Raw genomic sequence first — 16,350 nt, 5'->3', positions numbered from 1 at the left:
ACAGCTCCTCATTCACGGTAGGCCTCGACCTCGGCCTCGACAAGCATGCGCGGATCGATCAGACCCGCCACCCGCACCCCGGTGCAGGCCGGACGGACATCACCGAACAGCTCCGCGTGCGCACGGCCGACCTCGTCGTAGTGCGCGTCGTCGACGACGAAATAACGGACCCGGACCACGTCGTGGCGGGACAGCCCCGCCTCCTTGACGGCGTCCAACGCGATGCCGAAGGCGGTCAGCGCCTGCCGGTAGGCGTCGCCGACGTGCTGGACCTCACCGTCGACTGTGGCGGTGCACCCCGAGACGATCACCCATGGGCCCACCACCACCGCGCGGGCGTAGCCGTACCGCTCCTCCCAAACGCCACCGCTGAACACTCTGGTGCCCGACCGGTGGCTCCCCACGTTTCCGCCCATACAACGCAATTTACGAGCTCACCGCGGCCAGGGCCTCTTCGAGGGTGAAAGCCTGCGCGTAGAGGGCCTTGCCGACGATCGCACCCTCGACGCCGAGCGGGACCAGCGCGGCCAGGGCACGCAGGTCATCCAGGGAGGACACGCCGCCACTGGCGACCACCGGCTTGTCGGTACGGGCGCAGACCTCACGGAGCAGCTCGAGGTTGGGCCCGCGCAGAGTGCCGTCCTTGGTGACGTCGGTGACGACGTAGCGGGAGCAGCCGTCGGCCTCCAGACGCTCCAGCACCTCCCACAGGTCACCGCCGTCCTTGGTCCAGCCACGGGCGGCGAGCGTGGTACCGCGGACGTCGAGGCCGATCGCGATCCGGTCACCGTACTCAGAGATGATCTTGGAGCACCAGGCGGGATTCTCCAGGGCGGCGGTGCCGATGTTCACGCGGCGGCAGCCGGTGGCCAGCGCCGTCTCCAGAGAGGCGTCGTCGCGGATACCGCCGGACATCTCCACCTTGACGTCCAGCGCGCCCACCACGGAGGCCAGCAGCTCCCGGTTGGACCCGCGGCCGAAGGCGGCGTCGAGGTCGACCAGATGGATCCACTCGGCACCGGCCTCCTGCCAGGCGAGCGCGGCGGAGAGGGGGTCGCCGTAGGAGGTCTCGGTGCCGACCGCACCCTGGACCAGGCGGACCGCCTGGCCGTCGGCGACGTCCACGGCGGGCAGCAACTCTAGCGACATCTGATCAGGACCTCCGGTCGAAAACAAGGGTGACGAAAAGCGGCACGAAGAGCACCGAGAGAACGAACACGCCGAACCGCGCGGTCCACGAGGACCACAACAGCCAGGCGATGGCCTGGACGACGAAGAACAGGACGGCCACCAGGCCGTTCTGCGCGCGGCGGCGCCGGGCCATGATGCCGCCCTGAACCGCGATCCGCACGGGCCTGCGGGGCAGCAGCGCGGTGACCCGGCCGATGCGCTCGCGCCGCCGGACCCGCCTGGCCTCACGCTCGGCGCGCAGCGCCACCAGGCGTTCCTGCTCGGCCTCCCGCTCGGCCCTGCGTCTGGCCCGCTCCTTACTCACCGCCGGCTCACCTGAGGACTCACCTGACGGTCCCCAGCCAGTTGGTGAGCAGCTGGGCCCCGGCGTCGCCCGACTTCTCCGGGTGGAACTGGGTCGCCATCAACGGACCGTTCTCCACCGCGGCGACGAACGGGACACCATGCTCGGCCCAGGTGACCAGCGGATCGGTGAACCCCGGTCCGGCCTGCAACTCCCAGCTCCGCACCCCATAGGAGTGGACGAAGTAGAAACGCGTGCCGGGGTCCATGCCGTCGAACAGCACGGTGCCCTCGGGCGCCTTCACCGTGTTCCAGCCCATGTGCGGCAGGACCGGCGCGTCGAGACGCTCCACCGTACCCGGCCACTCACCGCAGCCCTCGGTCGTGACACCGTGCTCGACACCCCTGTCGAACAGGATCTGCATGCCGACACAGATGCCCAGAACCGGACGCCCGGCCGACAGGCGCCGGTCGATGATGCGGTCGCCACGCACGGCGCGCAGCCCGGCCATGCAGGCGGCGAACGCGCCGACGCCCGGGACGACGAGACCGTCGGCCTCCATCGCCGTGTCGTAGTCGGAGGTCACCGTGACATCCGCCCCGACCCGGGCCAGGGCACGCTCCGCCGAACGGAGGTTGCCGGATCCGTAGTCAAGAACAGTTACGTTCACCACCAGAGCACCGCCGCTGTAGTCGCCAGGACCGCGAGGGCGGCGAGCAGCAGCGCCCCCATCTTCAGTCCCTGTTTGAAGAAGGAGAAGACCCCGCCGACCAGGAAGAGGGCGATGAAGGCCATGGCGATGGCCGTCCAGTTGTCGCTCACACGCCCTCCCCCGCCGGACGATTCCGCCCGCTCACAGCACACCCTTGGTGCTCGGCACACCGGTGGCGCGAGGGTCCCGCTCGGAGGCCTCGCGCAGCGCCCGGGCCAGCGCCTTGAACTGAGCCTCGACGATGTGGTGGGCGTTGCGGCCGTAAGGGACGTGGACGTGCAGGCAGATGGCCGCCTGCGCGACGAACGACTCCAGGATGTGCCTGGTCATCGTGGTGTCGTACTCCGCGCCGATCATCGGGGCCATGCCCCCGGGCTCGGTGTGCACCAGGTACGGCCGGCCGGACAGGTCGACGGTGACCTGGGCGAGGGCCTCATCCAGCGGACAGGACGCGCTACCGAACCGGCGCAGGCCCGACTTGTCTCCCAGCGCCTCGCGGAACGCGGCCCCCAGGGCGAGCGAGGTGTCCTCGATCGTGTGGTGGGAGTCGATGTGCAGGTCACCCTCGGTCTTGACGGTCAAGTCGAACAGGCCGTGCTTGCCGAGCTGGTTCAGCATGTGGTCGTAGAATCCGACGCCCGTGGACACCTCCACGTGCCCGGTGCCGTCGAGGTCGACCTCGACCAGCACCGAGGTCTCCTTGGTGACGCGCTCGACACGGCCGAAACGCTTGACGGACCCGTCTCCGGCGAGACTGCTCACAGGGTTTCCTCCAGGGCGGCGCGGAAGGCCACCATCTCCTCGGTCGTTCCGATCGAAACTCTCAGCCATTCGGGCGGCCCCACCTCGCGGATCAGCACCCCGCGCTCCAACATGCCCTGCCAGACCGCGTGCCGGTCCGCGAAGCGGCCGAACAGCACGAAGTTGGCATCGGAGTCGGCGGCCACCAGCCCTCTGCCCCGCAGCCACTCCACGGTGGCGTCCCGCTCGGCACGCAGCGTGTCGACCGTGCCGAGCAGCTCGGCCCGATGGGCCAGCGCGACACGCGCCGCCGTCTGGGTGAGCGTGGACAGATGGTACGGCAGGCGGACCAGGAGCAGCGCCTCGATCACCGCAGGGTGGGCGGCGAGGTAGCCGAGCCGGGTGCCCGCCATGGCGAACGCCTTGGACATGGTCCGCGTGACGATGAGCCGGGGGTTGTCCGGCAGCAGGGTCAGCGCGGACGGGGTACCGGTGCGGGCGAACTCGAAGTAGGCCTCGTCCACGACGACCATGCCGGGCGCGGCCTGAACGATCCGGGCGATCACCGCCGGATCGAGCGCGGTGCCGGTGGGGTTGTTGGGCGAGGTCAGGAAGACCACGTCGGGCCGGTGCTCCCCGATCGCGGCGACGGCCTTGTCCGGGTCGATCCCGAAGTCCTTCTCGCGCGCCCCGGAGATCCACTCGGTCGAGGCGCCGGTGGTGATGATCGGGTGCATCGAGTAGGACGGCTCGAAGCCGAGCGCGGTGCGACCGGGCCCGCCGAAGACCTGCAGGATCTGCTGGAGCACCTCGTTGGAGCCGTTGGCCGCCCAGACCTGCTCGACGGTCAGGCCGTGGCCCAGGTAGGCGGCCAGGTCCCCGCGGAGGGCGACGGCGTCGCGGTCGGGGTAGCGGTTGAGCCCGGCCGCGCTGTGCCGTACCGCCTCGGCCAGATCGGCGACCAGGGACGCCGAAGGCCCGTAGGGGTTCTCGTTGGTGTTGAGCCGGACGGGGACCTCGATCTGGGGGGCGCCGTACGGCGAGCGCCCCCGGAGGTCGTCCCGGATCGGCAGGTCCTCAAGCTTCACGCGGGCGTCTCCCAGTCGAACCTTGCGCGGACCGCCGCGCCGTGCGCCGGGAGGTCCTCGGCGTCGGCGAGGACGCACACGTGCCCGGCGGCGGCGGCGAGGGCCTCGCGGGTGTAGTCGACGACGTGGATGCCGCGCAGGAAGGTCTGCACCGACAGCCCGGAGGAGTGGCAGGCACAGCCGCCGGTGGGCAGCACGTGGTTGGACCCGGCGAGGTAGTCGCCGAGCGAGACCGGCGCGTAGGCGCCGACGAAGATGGCCCCGGCGTTGCGGACCCGGGCCGCCAGCGAGGGCGCGTCGGCGGTGTGGATCTCCAGGTGCTCGGCGGCGTAGGCGTCGACGACGCGCAGCCCCGCCTCCATGTCGTCGACCAGCAGGATGGCGGACTGCCGGCCGGACAGGGCCTCGGTGATGCGCTCGCCGTGCTTGGTCGCGGCGACCTGGCGGGGCAGCTCGCGCTCCACCGCGTCGGCCAGCTCCACCGAGTCGGTGACCAGGACGGCCGCGGCGATCGTGTCGTGCTCGGCCTGGCTGATCAGGTCGGCGGCCACGTGCACCGGGTCGGCCGTCGAGTCGGCGAGGATCGCGATCTCGGTGGGGCCGGCCTCGGAGTCGATGCCGATGCGCCCCTTGAGCAGCCGCTTGGCGGCGGCCACCCAGATGTTGCCGGGACCGGTGACCATGGTGACCGGCGCGCACTCCTCGGTGCCGTAGGCGAACATCGCCACGGCCTGGGCACCGCCGACGGCGTAGACCTCGTCCACGCCGAGCAGGGCGCAGGCGGCCAGGATGGCCGGGTGCGGCAGCCCGCCGAACTCCTTCTGCGCGGGCGAGGTGACCGCCAGGGAGGGCACCCCCGCCTCCTGGGCGGGGACGACGTTCATGACCACGCTGGAGGGGTAGACGGCCCGGCCGCCGGGGACGTAGAGGCCCACGCGCTCGACGGGGACCCACCGCTCGGTGACGGTGCCGCCGGGCACGACCTGGGTGGTGACGTCGGTGCGCCGCTGGTCGCGGTGGACCAGGCGGGCGCGGCGGATCGACTCCTCCAGGGCCGCCCGGACCCTGGGGTCCAGTTTCTCCAGCGCCTCGGTGATCGCCTCGGCGGGCACCCGGGTGGAGGCGAGCTCGACGCCGTCGAACCTCGCGGTCAGCTCCCGCACCGCCTCCACGCCACGATGATGCACGTCCTCGCAGATCGGCCGCACCTTCTCCAGAGCGGCTTCGACGTCGAGTTCGGCACGGGGCAGCACATGGCGCAGATCCTCCGGAAGGGTTCCGCGCAGGTCGGTACGGGAAATCACCTGTCCAGTCTACGTAGGTCCGGCGCCCGGTCCCGTTCTGTCCATCATCCGGACACACCCTTTACAATGTAGATTTTAATCTGGCACTACACTCCCCCCGTGAGCAAGAGCAGGAACAAGGGCGGCCAGGGCACCCCCGCGACGGTGGCGCTGACCCAGGCCGCGGTGGAGTTCACCCTTCACCCCTACGAGCACGACGCCGGAGCCCAGGCCTACGGAGAGGAGGCCGCCGACGCGCTCGGCGTGCCGTACGGGCAGATCTTCAAAACACTCGTGGCCGAGGTGGAGGGCGGCCTGGCCGTCGCCGTGGTGCCGGTGTCGGGCAAACTGGACCTGAAGGCGTTCGCGGCGGCGCTCGGGAGCAAGCGGGCGGCGATGGCCGACGCGGCCAAGGTGGAGCGGATCACCGGCTACGTGGTGGGCGGGATCAGCCCGCTGGGGCAGCGCCGGCGGCTGCCGACCGTGATCGACGCCTCGGCGCTGGACTTCGCGACGATCTACTTCTCGGCCGGGCGCCGCGGACTGCAGATCGAGACCGCCCCGGCGGAGCTGGTACGGCTGACCCAGGCGGTCACCGCCCCCATCGGCAGAGCGGCCTAGTCTCCCCCGGCCATCCGCGTTGTCAAAGGTTGCCGACGCGTCGCGGGCGTCCTTCGGCGAGACTCGGCGCAGGCCGCACCCGACCGGGAGAGCAGATGTTCTACCTGACCGCCACCGAGATGCTCGAACTGCTGCGCACCAGGCAGGTGAGCGCGAGCGAGCTGCTGGAAGCGCACCTGAACCGGATCGAGGAGGTCAACCCGCGGGTCAACGCGATCGTCACCCTGGTGGCCGAGCGCGCCCGGCAGGAGGCCAGAGAGGCCGACCGCGACCTGGCGCGGGGACACCTGCGGGGGCCGCTGCACGGCCTGCCGGTCGCGCACAAGGATCTGACCGACACCGCCGGGATCCGCACCACGTACGGCTCACCGCTCTTCGCCGACCATGTCCCGGACACCGACGCCCCGATCGTGCGGCGGATGCGCGAGGCGGGAGCGATCACGATCGGCAAGACCAACACCCCGGAGTTCGGCACCGGCTCGCACACCGTGAACGAACTGTTCGGCGCCACCCGCAACCCGTACGACCTGTCGAGGTCGGCCGGGGGCAGCAGCGGTGGCGCCGCGGCGGCGCTGGCGACCGGGATGACGGCCCTGGCCGACGGCTCGGACATGGGCGGCTCGCTGCGCAACCCGGCCTCGTTCTGCAACGTGGTGGGACTGCGGCCGACCCCTGGACGGGTGCCGTCGCCCTCACCCACGGCGGCGTGGTTCACCCTCGGGGTGCCGGGCCCGATGGCCCGCACCGTGGAGGATCTCGCGCTGCTGATGAGCGTGATCGCCGGGTTCGACGCCGCCTCCCCCCTGTCGATCACCGAGAGCGGCGCGGCCTTCGCCGGACCGCTGGAGGAGGATCTGACGGGGCTGCGCATCGCCTGGAGCCCGGACCTGGGCGGGCTGCCGGTCGACGTGGAGACGGCCAAGGTCACCGCCGACGCCCCCGCGGTGCTCGCGGGGCTGGGCGCGCGGGTGGAGAGGGTGGACCTGGACCTGTCGGACGCCGAGGACGCGTTCCGGATCTACCGGGCGTGGTACTACGCACTGTCCTTCGGCGACCTCCCCCAGGACGGCCTGGGGGAGAACGTGCGCTGGAACGTCGAGCGGGGACGCGCGGTGACCGGGGCCGACCTGGCCAGGGCGGAGCGGCTGCGCAGCGGCCTCTACCGGCGGATGACCGACTTCTTCGGCAGCTACGACTTCCTGATCGCGCCGGTCAGCCAGGTGCCGCCGTTCCCGGTGGACGCGCCGTACGTCTCGGAGATCAACGGGGAGACGCTGCCGGACTACCTCGCGTGGATGCGCTCGGCCTACTGGATCAGCGTGCTGCACGCCCCCGCGGCGTCCGTGCCGTGCGGGTTCACCGCCGGCGGCCTGCCGGTGGGCGTGCAGATCATCGGGGCGCCCTTCGCCGACCTGCGGGTGCTGCGGCTGGCCCACGCGTTCGAGCGAGCCACCGGGCACGGCACGCGCAGGCCCGCGGGCCTCTGACGCCGCGCGGCTACCTGTCACTGATGTCGTAGGAGGACATCGGCCCGTAGGGGTCCTGCCCGCCGAACGGGCGGCGCAGCGGCGAGTCACGGTAGCCCGCGATGCCCTCCAGCGCGAAGAAGACGCCGACGGCCAGCAGCGGCCAGGCGCACATCACCCCGCGGGCGGTCACGCCCAGCGGGCCGGGGACCAGGGACACGGCCGTCCCGGCGGCGGTGACGCTCTCCGCCCCCAGGTTGACCGCCTGGCCGACCGCCAGCGTGAGGAGGCCGCCAAGCAGGCCACCCACGGCCAGGCCGAGCACCACCGCGACCGGGCGCCCTCGGCGCGACAGGCTGTAGCCGAGGGCTCCGCAGGCCAGCCCGAGCGCGCCGGTGACGACGGCGAACCAGCCGTCGGCCGCGATGAGCGCCTGGGTGGAGGGGTCGGCGAGCAGCGGTCCCTGCCCGGTCATGACGTACGGCGGGCGTGGCGCGAGAACCGACCACAGGACGCCGGCTCCCATCCCCAGCAGGCCGAGCACCAGCACCGTGACGACGAAGTCGCGCGCGTGCCGCAATGTGTTTCCCCTCACCCTGTGTACTGATGTGCCCGATGTTACCGAGCACCCGGCCCGTGCTCCCCGAGACTCCGCCCGGATCCCGTTAGTCTGTCCGGGTGAACGAAGAGGTATGGCTGATCGAACCATCCGGGCCGCTACGCGGCGACGTCGAGGTCCGCGGGTCCAAGAACGGCGTCTCCAAGCACATGGTCGCCGCGATGCTGGGCATCGGTGAGAGCACGATCCACAACGCTCCCGACGTGGGCGAGGTCGGGATCACCGCGCAGATGCTGCGGGCGCTCGGCATCGACGTGGAGATCACACCCCGGGAGATCAGAATCGCCCAGGGATCACAGATCAACCCCCACGTACCCGCCGCGTTCACCGGTCTCAACCGGATCCCCATCCTGATGCTGGGCCCCCTGCTGCACCTGGCGGGTGAGGCGTTCGTGCCGCTGGTGGGTGGCGACCCGATCGGGCGCCGGCCCGTCGACTTCCACGTCGAGGCCCTGCGCGCCATGGGGGCCGAGGTCGAGGTGAGCGACACCGGTGTCTACGCCAAGGCCAAACGCCTGCGCGGGACCCGGATCGAACTGCCCTACCCGAGCGTGGGCGCGACCGAGACGATCCTGATGTCGGCGGTGCTCGCCGAGGGTAAGACCGTGCTCAAGGGCGCGGCCATGGAACCCGAGGTGGTGGAGCTCGCCCTGTTCCTGCAGCGCATGGGCGCGCGTATAGAGCTCAGCCCGGACCGGCGCATCGTGATCGAGGGCGTGGAGCGGCTGCGCGGCGCGTCCACGTGGCTGAACGGCGACCGGATCGAGGCGTTCTCCTACCTGGCGGCAGGCCTGATCACCGGTGGCGAGGTCCGGGTGCACGGCTGCCCCCAGGACCGGCTGGTCACCGCGATCACCACGCTGGCCCGGATGGGCGCCGAGATGGACATCACCGACGACTACGTGTCGGCGTCGGCACCGGACGGGCTGCGGGCGGCGGCGGTGCAGACCGACACGCATCCGGGATTCATGACCGACTGGCAGACACCGCTGATGGTGCTGTTCACCCAGGCCCAGGGCATGTCGGTGCTGCACGAGACGGTGTTCGAGAACCGTCTGGTCTACGTGCCCGCCCTGCAGAAGATGGGATGTGAGATAGAGGTCTTCGACGTGTGCCTCGGCGGCCCGGCGTGCCGTTACCACGACACCAACGCCAAGCACTCGGCGGTCGTGCGTGGGGTGTCCAAACTGCGCGGCGCCGACGTGACGCTGCCCGACATCCGGGCAGGGTTCTCCGCCGTGCTCGCGGCCGCGGCCGCCGAAGGCACCTCCACGTTGCGCGGGGTGCACCACATCGAGCGGGGCTACCACCGCCCCTTCGAGCAGTTCGCCTCGCTGGGCCTGAAGATCAGCAGAGCTGAGGCTCTCCAGGAGTAAAATCTTCCACCCGGATGTTTATGGCTGATCATCCGGTTGCACCTTACTATCTGTGATATCTCGACGACACGAGGTAAGGCACAGTCCCGTCGTGTGCCTGCAGGGGCTGCTGGCCTGCGGCGTGCTCGGCGGGCTGCTGGCGGCAGCCGCGGCCCTGCCGGTGGTCGGCGGCGTCGGGATCACCACGAAGAGCGTCGCGCGCACCTTTACCGACCTGCCTCCCAGCCCGCGCGAGAACCCGCTTCCGCAGCGTACGGTGCTGCTGGACAGGAACGGCAGGCAGTTCGCCCAGTTCTACACGGAGAACCGGACGGTCGTCCCTCTCGACAAGGTCGCCCCGGTCATGGGCCAGGCGATCGTGGCGATCGAGGACTCCCGGTTCTACGAGCACGCCGGCCTGGACATCAAGGGGACGCTGCGGGCATTGGTGACCAACGCCCAGGCCGGTGGGGTCCGGCAGGGGGGATCCTCCCTCACCCAGCAGCTCGTGAAGAACATCCTGGTCGAGAACGCCCAGACCAGCGCCGAACGCGCCCAGGCCCGGGCGCCGAGCCTCAGACGTAAGATCATCGAGCTGCGGTACGCCCTGGCGATGGAGAAGAAGTACAGCAAGGCCGAGATACTGGAGCGTTATCTCAACATCGCCTACTTCGGCGCGGGGGCGTTCGGCGTCGAGGCCGCGGCCCAGCGGTTCTTCTCGGTCCCGGCCTCGAAGCTGTCCCTGCAGCAGGCCGCGACCCTGGCCGGCGCGGTGCGCACGCCGTACGCGACGGACCCGTCGCTGGACAAGCAGCGCCGCAAGCGCCTGCGCGAACGCAGGGACCTCGTGCTGGACCGGATGGCCCAGGTGGGCAACATCACCCAGGCCCAGGCCGACGCCACCAAGAAGAACCCCCTGCGCATCCGGCTGAAGCCGGAGCCCGGTGGCTGCGAGGAGAGCACCTACCCCTACTTCTGCATCTACGTCCACAGGGAGTTGCTGAGCAACCCGGTTTTCGGCAACACCGTCGCCGAGCGGGAGCGCCGCCTGGCCAGGGGCGGCATCATCCTGCGCACCACCGTGGACCCGGCCGCCCAGCGGGCGGCACAGCGGGCCATCTCCTCACGGGTCAGCGCAGCCGACACCGAGGTCGCGGCCGAAGCCATGATCGAGCCCGGAAGCGGGCGGATCCGGGCGATGGCCGCCAGCAAGAAGTACGGCCGCAACTCCGGCAACACCAACAACGGCCCCAGAACCACCTACAACCTGGCCGCCGACGTGGCGCACGGCGGCGGCCAGGGCTTCCAGGCCGGCTCCACGTTCAAGGTGTTCACGCTGGCCACCGCGCTGAGCCGGGGCTGGCGGTTCGATCAGGGCTACATGACGCCGGGCCGGTTCGTGCCCGACTGGGGCTACGTCGACTGCCGGCACCGCAAGGTCAACGACCCCAACGCCGAGATCTTCAACGCCAGCGGCGAGGGCACGGGCGGCCCGTACAGCCTCTCCACCGGCACCTGGAAGTCGGTGAACATCTTCTACATGATGCTGGAGCGGCGGGTGGGCCTCTGCCGGGTGGTCAGGACCGCCAGGGCGCTCGGCATCGCCCGCGCGGACGGCGCGCCGCTGCGCGAGGTCCCGACCTTCACCCTCGGGGTCAACGAGATGGACCCGGTGACGGTGGCGGCGGCGTTCGCCGCGTTCGGCGCGCGGGGCCGTTACTGCCGTCCGATGGCCATCACCGACATCGTCGAGCGGAACGGCAGGCGTGTCCAGGTGCCGCCGGACTGCGAGCAGACGATCGACCGCGGGGTGGCCGACGCGGTCAGCCACATCCTGTCCGGGGTGTTCACCAAGGGCACCATGACGGGCCAGAGCATCGGCCGCGACGCGGCGGGCAAGACCGGCACCAACAACGGCTACACCTCGGCCTGGTTCGCCGGCTACACCCCCGACCTGGCCGCCGCGGTCAGCCTGGGCGACATCCGGGGCTCCTACCGTTACCCACTGCGGGACGTGGAGATCGGCGGCGAATACTACGGTGCGGTCCAGGGAGCCTCCCTGCCCGGCCCGATCTGGGTGTCGTCCATGTCCGGCGCCCTGCGGGACGTCCCCCCGTCCTCCTTCCACCGTCCCGACATGTGGCGTTTCGGCGGCGGCCACACCCCTGGCCTGGAGAAGGACGAGAAGGACAAGAAGGCCGAGGAGGCGGGGCGCCGTGCCGGTAGGCGCTCCGCCGCGGAGCGCCGCACCGTCGAGCCCGGGCTGTACCGCCCGCACCTCAGGGGCGGGGAGAACCGCGGATACCGCGAATGGCGGCGGTGGACGCGCGATCATTGGTGAACCGGCTCCACCGTTCGCTGATTCTCAGTGTTTCTCGGTGAGAGCCAGCGAGCCGCCGCGTCGCCGGGGCAGCGTTCCCCGTTGCCGGGCCAGCTTCCGGGTCGACTCGCAGGTGCGGAGGGTGCCCAGCCGGGGCAGGGTGACGTGGCGGCGGTCGGCCTCGACACGGAGGGTGCCGGTGGTGAACCGGCACGACGGCGTGGTGCGGTGCTTGGACTTGAACCGGGGAAACCCGATCTTCGGTCCTTTGCGGGTGCCCTGACGGGAGGCCGACCAGTTCTTCAACGCCCGCGCCAGACCGTCCAGGCCGGTGTTGTAGGCCTCCTTGGAGTGCTCCGCCCACCACGGCGCCACCACCCCCTTGACCGCGTTCCACACCTTACGCAAGCCGTACAGCGACCACGGCACCTCGGTCAGCAGCTCGGCGGCGACGCCGTAGGTCTTCTCGGCCTCCCGCTGCTCCAAGGCCGCCTTGACCCGGCCCAGAGCCCAGTTGAACGCATACCGGGCCGCCCCGCAGTGCGAGGCCAGCGCCACAGCCTGCTCGGGGGTGGGGTCCAGGGCGTAGCGGTAGGCCTGATGGACCCGCACCACCCCACCCCCACCTCGCTCTTTACTCACCGCTGTCAAACGATGACCGTGAGCTTACCTTCGGGAGATGATCGACAGCCACCGGACCGGCGGAAAAACCCGCACCACGCCCTCGCACCGCCCGCGGGCCTCTTCGGCACCCCACTGATCCAAGGGCCGGCCACCCGCCCCACCGGACGGAAGAATCCAGAGAAGAACCGATAAACACTGACGAAACAATCAGCAGTTCACAACCCCGGGACGAGACCGCCTATCACCGGTTCACCCTCCGGACCGACCTCAAACTCGTCCGCTACATCCGCTCCCGGCACCGGGGCGTCCTCAGAGGAACTGCGCCGCACGCTCGGCGGCAACGCGCTGCTCACCGTCTCGCGCCACAAGCCCGGCGTCATCAGCGCCCGGTGGGACGCCCTCCTGACCGATCTGGGCACCCCGTAACCGCTCACGCCCCGAGGCAGGCGGGGCCCAGGAGCTGTTTCAGGTCGCCCATCAGGGCCGGGGAGGGCGCCACGCGCAGGCGGTCGTCGAGGCGGACGACAGTGGTCTTCGGGCCGTTGTGGACCTGCAGGTGGACCTCGGTGGTACCGGGGTGGGCGGTCAGGACCTCCTTGAGGCGGCCGACCACCGGGGGCGTGCAGCGGGTGAGGGGGAGGCTGACCGCCAGGGGGCCGCCGTTCTCGCGGGTCAGGTCGGGGGCGGTCACCTCCATCGCGATGATCTTTCCGACGTCCTCGCGTTTGTCCAGACGGCCCTTGACGAACACGATGGCGTCCTCGGCGAGGATCGTCGCGCAGAGCTGGTAGGCCGAAGGGAAGATCATCACCTCGATGGCGCCCTCCAGGTCCTCCAGCATGGTGAGGACCCAGGTGTCGCCCTTCTTGGTGACCTTGCGCTGGACGCCGCTCAGGATGCCGCCGACCGTGACGATCTGGCCGTCGGGACGGTGCTCATCCTGGAGTGCGGCGATCGAGCAGTCGGCGCCGGAGGAGAGGATGTGCTCCACACCGAAGAGCGGGTGGTCGGAGACGTAGAGGCCGAGCATCTCCCGCTCGAACGCCAGCAGGGTGGTCTTGTCCCACTCCCCCGGCGGGATCTGCACGTCGAAGGTCTGGTCCTCGGCGCCCTCGATGGCGCCGAACAGGGAGTCCTGTCCCTGGGCCTCGTTCTTCTTGATGCCGATGATGCTGTCGACAGCCTGCTCGTGGACCATCACCAGGCCCTTGCGCACGTGCCCGAACGAGTCGAAGGCACCCGCCTTGATCAGCGACTCGATGACCCGCTTGTTGCAGACGACCATGGGGACCTTGCGCAGGAAGTCCTTGAAGTCGGCGAAGCGGGTCTTCTCCCGGCGCGCGGCGATGATCCCGTCGACCACGTTGCCGCCGACATTGCGGATGGCCGACAGGCCGAACCGGACGTCGGTGCCGCGCGGGGTGAAGTCGAAGTCGGAGTCGTTGACGTCCGGCGGGAGCACCTTGATGCCCATCCGCCGGCACTCGTTCAGGTAGAGGGCCGACTTGTCCTTGTCGTCCTTGACGGAGGTCAGCAGGGCGGCCATGTACTCGGAGGGATAGTTGGCCTTGAGGTAGGCGGTCCAGTAGGAGACCAGGCCGTAGGCGGCGCTGTGCGCCTTGTTGAAGGCGTAGTCGGAGAAGGGGAGCAGGATGTCCCAGAGGGTCTTGATCGCGGCGGCCGAGTAGCCGTTGTCCTTCATGCCCTGCTCGAAGGACTCGAACTGCTTGTCCAGCTCCGACTTCTTCTTCTTGCCCATCGCCCGGCGCAGCAAGTCGGCCTTGCCGAGCGAGAACCCGGCGACCTTCTGCGCGATGGCCATGACCTGCTCCTGGTAGACGATCAGGCCGTAGGTCGTGCCGAGGATCTCCGAGAGCGACTCCAGGAACTCGGGGTGGATCGGGGTGATCTCCTGCAGGCCGTTCTTGCGCAGCGCGTAGTTGGTGTGGGAGTCGGCGCCCATCGGCCCAGGACGGTACAGCGCGCCGACGGCGGAGATGTCTTCGAAGTTGTCGGGCTTCATCAGCCGCAGCAGCGACCGCATGCCGCCGCCGTCCAGCTGGAACACGCCCAGAGTGTCGCCTCGGCCGAGCAGCTCGTAGGTCTTGCGGTCGTCCAGCGGCAGCTTGAGCAGATCGATCGCGATGCCGGTGTTGGCCTCGATCATCTTCAGGCAGTCGTCGATGATCGTGAGGTTGCGCAGGCCCAGGAAGTCCATCTTGAGCAGGCCGAGCGTCTCGCAGGTCGGGTAGTCGAACTGCGTGATGATCACACCGTCGGAGTCGCGGCGCATGATCGGGATGTAGTCGGTCAGCACCTCCGAGGACATGATCACGCCGGCGGCGTGCACGCCGGTCTGCCGGATCAGGCCCTCCAGGCCCTTGCCCAGGTCGATCGCCGACTTGACGTCGACGTCCTCGTCGTACAGCTTGCGCAGCTCACCGGCCTCGTTGTAGCGCGGGTGGTCCTTGTCGAAGATGCCCGACAGCGGGATGTCCTTGCCCATCACCGCGGGGGGGAACGCCTTGGAGACCTTGTCGCCCAGCGCGTAGGGATGACCGAGGACGCGGGCCGCGTCCTTGATGGCCGCCTTCGCCTTGATGGTGCCGAAGGTGGCGATCATGGCGACCTTGTCGGCACCGTACTTCTCGGTCACGTAACGGATCACGTCACCGCGCCGACGTTCGTCGAAGTCGATGTCGACGTCAGGCATAGAGACGCGGTCGGGGTTGAGGAACCGCTCGAAGATCAGGCCGTGCGGCAGCGGGTCGAGGTCGGTGATGCCCAGCGCGTACGCCGCCAGCGAGCCGGCCGCCGAGCCACGGCCGGGGCCGACCCGGATGCCGTTGTTCTTCGCCCACATGATGAAGTCGGCGACCACGAGGAAGTAGGACGGGAACCCCATCTGCAGGATGACGTCCATCTCGAACTCGATCTGGGCCCGGTGCTCGTCGTCGACGCCCCGGGGGAAGCGGCGCTCCATGCCCAGCCAGATCTCCTTGCGGAACCAGCTCTCCTCGGTCTCCCCGTCGGGGATCGGGAAGGTCGGCATCAGGTTCTTGAACCCGAACATGCCGGTCGGGTCGACTTTCTCGGCGACCAGCAGCGTGTTGCGGCAACCCTCGGCCCACAGGTCGGAGGAATCGACGGCGCGCATCTCCTCGGCGGTCTTGATGTAGTAGCCGCTGCCGTCGAAGCGGAACCGGTCGGGGTCGGACAGCTGCTTTCCGGTCTGGATGCACAGGAGCGCGTCGTGGGAGGCCGCGTCCGGCTCGTAGGTGTAGTGGGAGTCGTTGGTGACCAGCGGCGGGATGTTCAGCTCACGTGAGATGCGGGTGAGTCCTTCACGGACCCGGCGCTCGATGTCGAGCCCATGGTCCATGATCTCCAGGTAGTAGTTGTCCCTGCCGAAGATCTCCTGGAACCTCGCCGCCGCTGCCAGCGCCTCGTCGTACTGCCCCAGGCGCAGCCGGGTCTGGACCTCGCCCGACGGGCAGCCGGTCGTGGCCATCAGCCCCTCGGCGTGCTCGGCGAGGATCTCGGCGTCCATCCGGGCCCACTTGCGTACGAAGCCCTCGGTGTAGGCGCGCGAGGAGAGCTTCATCAGGTTGGTCAGACCTGTGGCGTTTCTCGCCCAGATGGTCATGTGGGTGTAGTAGCCGCCGGCGGACACGTCGTCGCGCTTCTGGTGCGGCTCTCCCCACAGCACCGGCTTCTTCTGGTACCGGGAGGCCGGGGCGACGTAGGCCTCGATGCCGATGACCGGCTTGATTCCGGCCCCGGTGGCCTGCTTGTAGAAGTCGTAGGCCCCGTGCATGTTGCCGTGGTCGGTGATCGCGATGGCGGGCATGCCCAGGTCACCGACCTGTTTGAACATCTGCTTCAGCCGGGCGGCTCCGTCGAGCATGGAGTACTCGGTGTGAACGTGAAGATGCACAAACGAGTCGGACATGCGGCCTCGTTCCTCCCCCTAGTCGCGTGTCGGCGTGGGAAGCCTACGCGCGTTTGCCACCCCTCGGGGCACCCGCCGCCGCACACTCTGCGCAA

At 69.8% G+C, this 16,350-nt stretch carries 15 protein-coding genes; 4 read left to right on the top strand and 11 right to left on the bottom strand.

All coding sequences use genetic code 11. From position 1 onward, the window contains the following. Positions 1–8 precede the first annotated feature (8 nt). From ACIN94_RS07180 to hisD, 8 genes are read right to left on the bottom strand one after another with little or no spacing between them, the layout of a single operon-like run. Positions 9–416 (bottom strand): RidA family protein, encoded by a 408-nt coding sequence (locus ACIN94_RS07180; RefSeq protein WP_400700720.1) that lies wholly within the window; start codon positions 414–416, stop codon positions 9–11. Between the two features lie 10 nt (positions 417–426). Beyond that, positions 427–1,149, bottom strand: coding sequence for a bifunctional 1-(5-phosphoribosyl)-5-((5-phosphoribosylamino)methylideneamino)imidazole-4-carboxamide isomerase/phosphoribosylanthranilate isomerase PriA (gene priA, locus ACIN94_RS07175; RefSeq protein ID WP_400700718.1), 723 nt, complete (start codon positions 1,147–1,149; stop codon positions 427–429). A gap of 4 nt (positions 1,150–1,153) precedes the next feature. After that, complete coding sequence (locus ACIN94_RS07170) at positions 1,154–1,495, bottom strand: hypothetical protein (protein ID WP_400700716.1); 342 nt, start codon at positions 1,493–1,495, stop codon at positions 1,154–1,156. Between the two features lie 19 nt (positions 1,496–1,514). Then, a complete protein-coding gene (gene hisH, locus ACIN94_RS07165) occupies positions 1,515–2,150 on the bottom strand; it encodes an imidazole glycerol phosphate synthase subunit HisH (protein ID WP_400701674.1) in 636 nt (211 codons plus the stop codon). Continuing rightward, positions 2,141–2,296: a hypothetical protein gene (locus ACIN94_RS07160; protein WP_400700714.1), complete on the bottom strand. Its 156-nt coding sequence runs from the start codon at positions 2,294–2,296 to the stop codon at positions 2,141–2,143. The genes hisH and ACIN94_RS07160 overlap by 10 nt, the downstream gene beginning before the upstream one ends. Before the next feature lie 31 nt (positions 2,297–2,327). Then, a complete protein-coding gene (hisB, locus tag ACIN94_RS07155) occupies positions 2,328–2,948 on the bottom strand; it encodes an imidazoleglycerol-phosphate dehydratase HisB (RefSeq protein WP_400700712.1) in 621 nt (206 codons plus the stop codon). Beyond that, the gene (locus tag ACIN94_RS07150) at positions 2,945–4,015 is read right to left on the bottom strand and encodes a histidinol-phosphate transaminase (RefSeq protein ID WP_400700710.1); all 1,071 of its coding nucleotides are present in this window, start codon (positions 4,013–4,015) and stop codon (positions 2,945–2,947) included. The genes hisB and ACIN94_RS07150 overlap by 4 nt, the downstream gene beginning before the upstream one ends. Then, positions 4,012–5,319 (bottom strand): histidinol dehydrogenase, encoded by a 1,308-nt coding sequence (gene hisD / locus ACIN94_RS07145; protein ID WP_400700708.1) that lies wholly within the window; start codon positions 5,317–5,319, stop codon positions 4,012–4,014. Before hisD ends, ACIN94_RS07150 begins: the two co-directional genes overlap by 4 nt. Before the next feature lie 99 nt (positions 5,320–5,418). On the opposite strand from hisD, the gene ybaK reads away from it, so the two are divergent. Both ybaK and ACIN94_RS07135 read left to right on the top strand, forming a co-directional pair. Further along, complete coding sequence (gene ybaK, locus ACIN94_RS07140) at positions 5,419–5,919, top strand: Cys-tRNA(Pro) deacylase (protein ID WP_400700706.1); 501 nt, start codon at positions 5,419–5,421, stop codon at positions 5,917–5,919. A 95-nt stretch (positions 5,920–6,014) separates the two neighbouring features. Beyond that, positions 6,015–7,406, top strand: a complete 1,392-nt coding sequence (locus ACIN94_RS07135) for an amidase (protein WP_400700704.1) — start codon at positions 6,015–6,017, stop codon at positions 7,404–7,406. A gap of 10 nt (positions 7,407–7,416) precedes the next feature. Here the strand turns inward: ACIN94_RS07135 and ACIN94_RS07130 are convergent, their stop codons facing one another. Further along, positions 7,417–7,965: a hypothetical protein gene (locus ACIN94_RS07130; protein WP_400700702.1), complete on the bottom strand. Its 549-nt coding sequence runs from the start codon at positions 7,963–7,965 to the stop codon at positions 7,417–7,419. A gap of 98 nt (positions 7,966–8,063) precedes the next feature. Between ACIN94_RS07130 and murA the strand changes: the two genes are divergently transcribed. After that, on the top strand, positions 8,064–9,380 hold the full coding sequence (gene murA, locus ACIN94_RS07125; RefSeq protein WP_400700700.1) for a UDP-N-acetylglucosamine 1-carboxyvinyltransferase: 1,317 nt from the start codon (positions 8,064–8,066) through the stop codon (positions 9,378–9,380). A gap of 91 nt (positions 9,381–9,471) precedes the next feature. Then, entirely contained in the window at positions 9,472–11,700 is a 2,229-nt protein-coding gene (locus ACIN94_RS07120; protein WP_400700698.1) for a transglycosylase domain-containing protein, read from the top strand. Positions 11,701–11,724: 24 nt separating this feature from the next. Here the strand turns inward: ACIN94_RS07120 and ACIN94_RS07115 are convergent, their stop codons facing one another. Then, on the bottom strand, positions 11,725–12,294 hold the full coding sequence (locus ACIN94_RS07115; RefSeq protein WP_400700696.1) for a helix-turn-helix domain-containing protein: 570 nt from the start codon (positions 12,292–12,294) through the stop codon (positions 11,725–11,727). Between the two features lie 439 nt (positions 12,295–12,733). After that, on the bottom strand, positions 12,734–16,255 hold the full coding sequence (dnaE, locus tag ACIN94_RS07110; RefSeq protein WP_400700694.1) for a DNA polymerase III subunit alpha: 3,522 nt from the start codon (positions 16,253–16,255) through the stop codon (positions 12,734–12,736). Positions 16,256–16,350 lie beyond the last annotated feature (95 nt).

The organism is Streptosporangium sp. NPDC087985, assembly GCF_044741965.1.
GTDB lineage: Bacteria > Actinomycetota > Actinomycetes > Streptosporangiales > Streptosporangiaceae > Streptosporangium.
Note: the sequence above shows the minus strand (reverse complement) of the source record. Positions and strands in the feature narration are given on the sequence as shown.

What these genes read in the sequence shown, in the direction of transcription:
- ACIN94_RS07180 (WP_400700720.1), bottom strand. Translation starts at nt 416, where the DNA reads ATGGGCGGAAACGTGGGGAGCCACCGGTCGGGCACCAGAGTGTTCAGC.
- priA (WP_400700718.1), bottom strand. Translation starts at nt 1,149, where the DNA reads ATGTCGCTAGAGTTGCTGCCCGCCGTGGACGTCGCCGACGGCCAGGCG.
- ACIN94_RS07135 (WP_400700704.1), top strand. Translation starts at nt 6,015, where the DNA reads ATGTTCTACCTGACCGCCACCGAGATGCTCGAACTGCTGCGCACCAGG.
- dnaE (WP_400700694.1), bottom strand. Translation starts at nt 16,255, where the DNA reads ATGTCCGACTCGTTTGTGCATCTTCACGTTCACACCGAGTACTCCATG.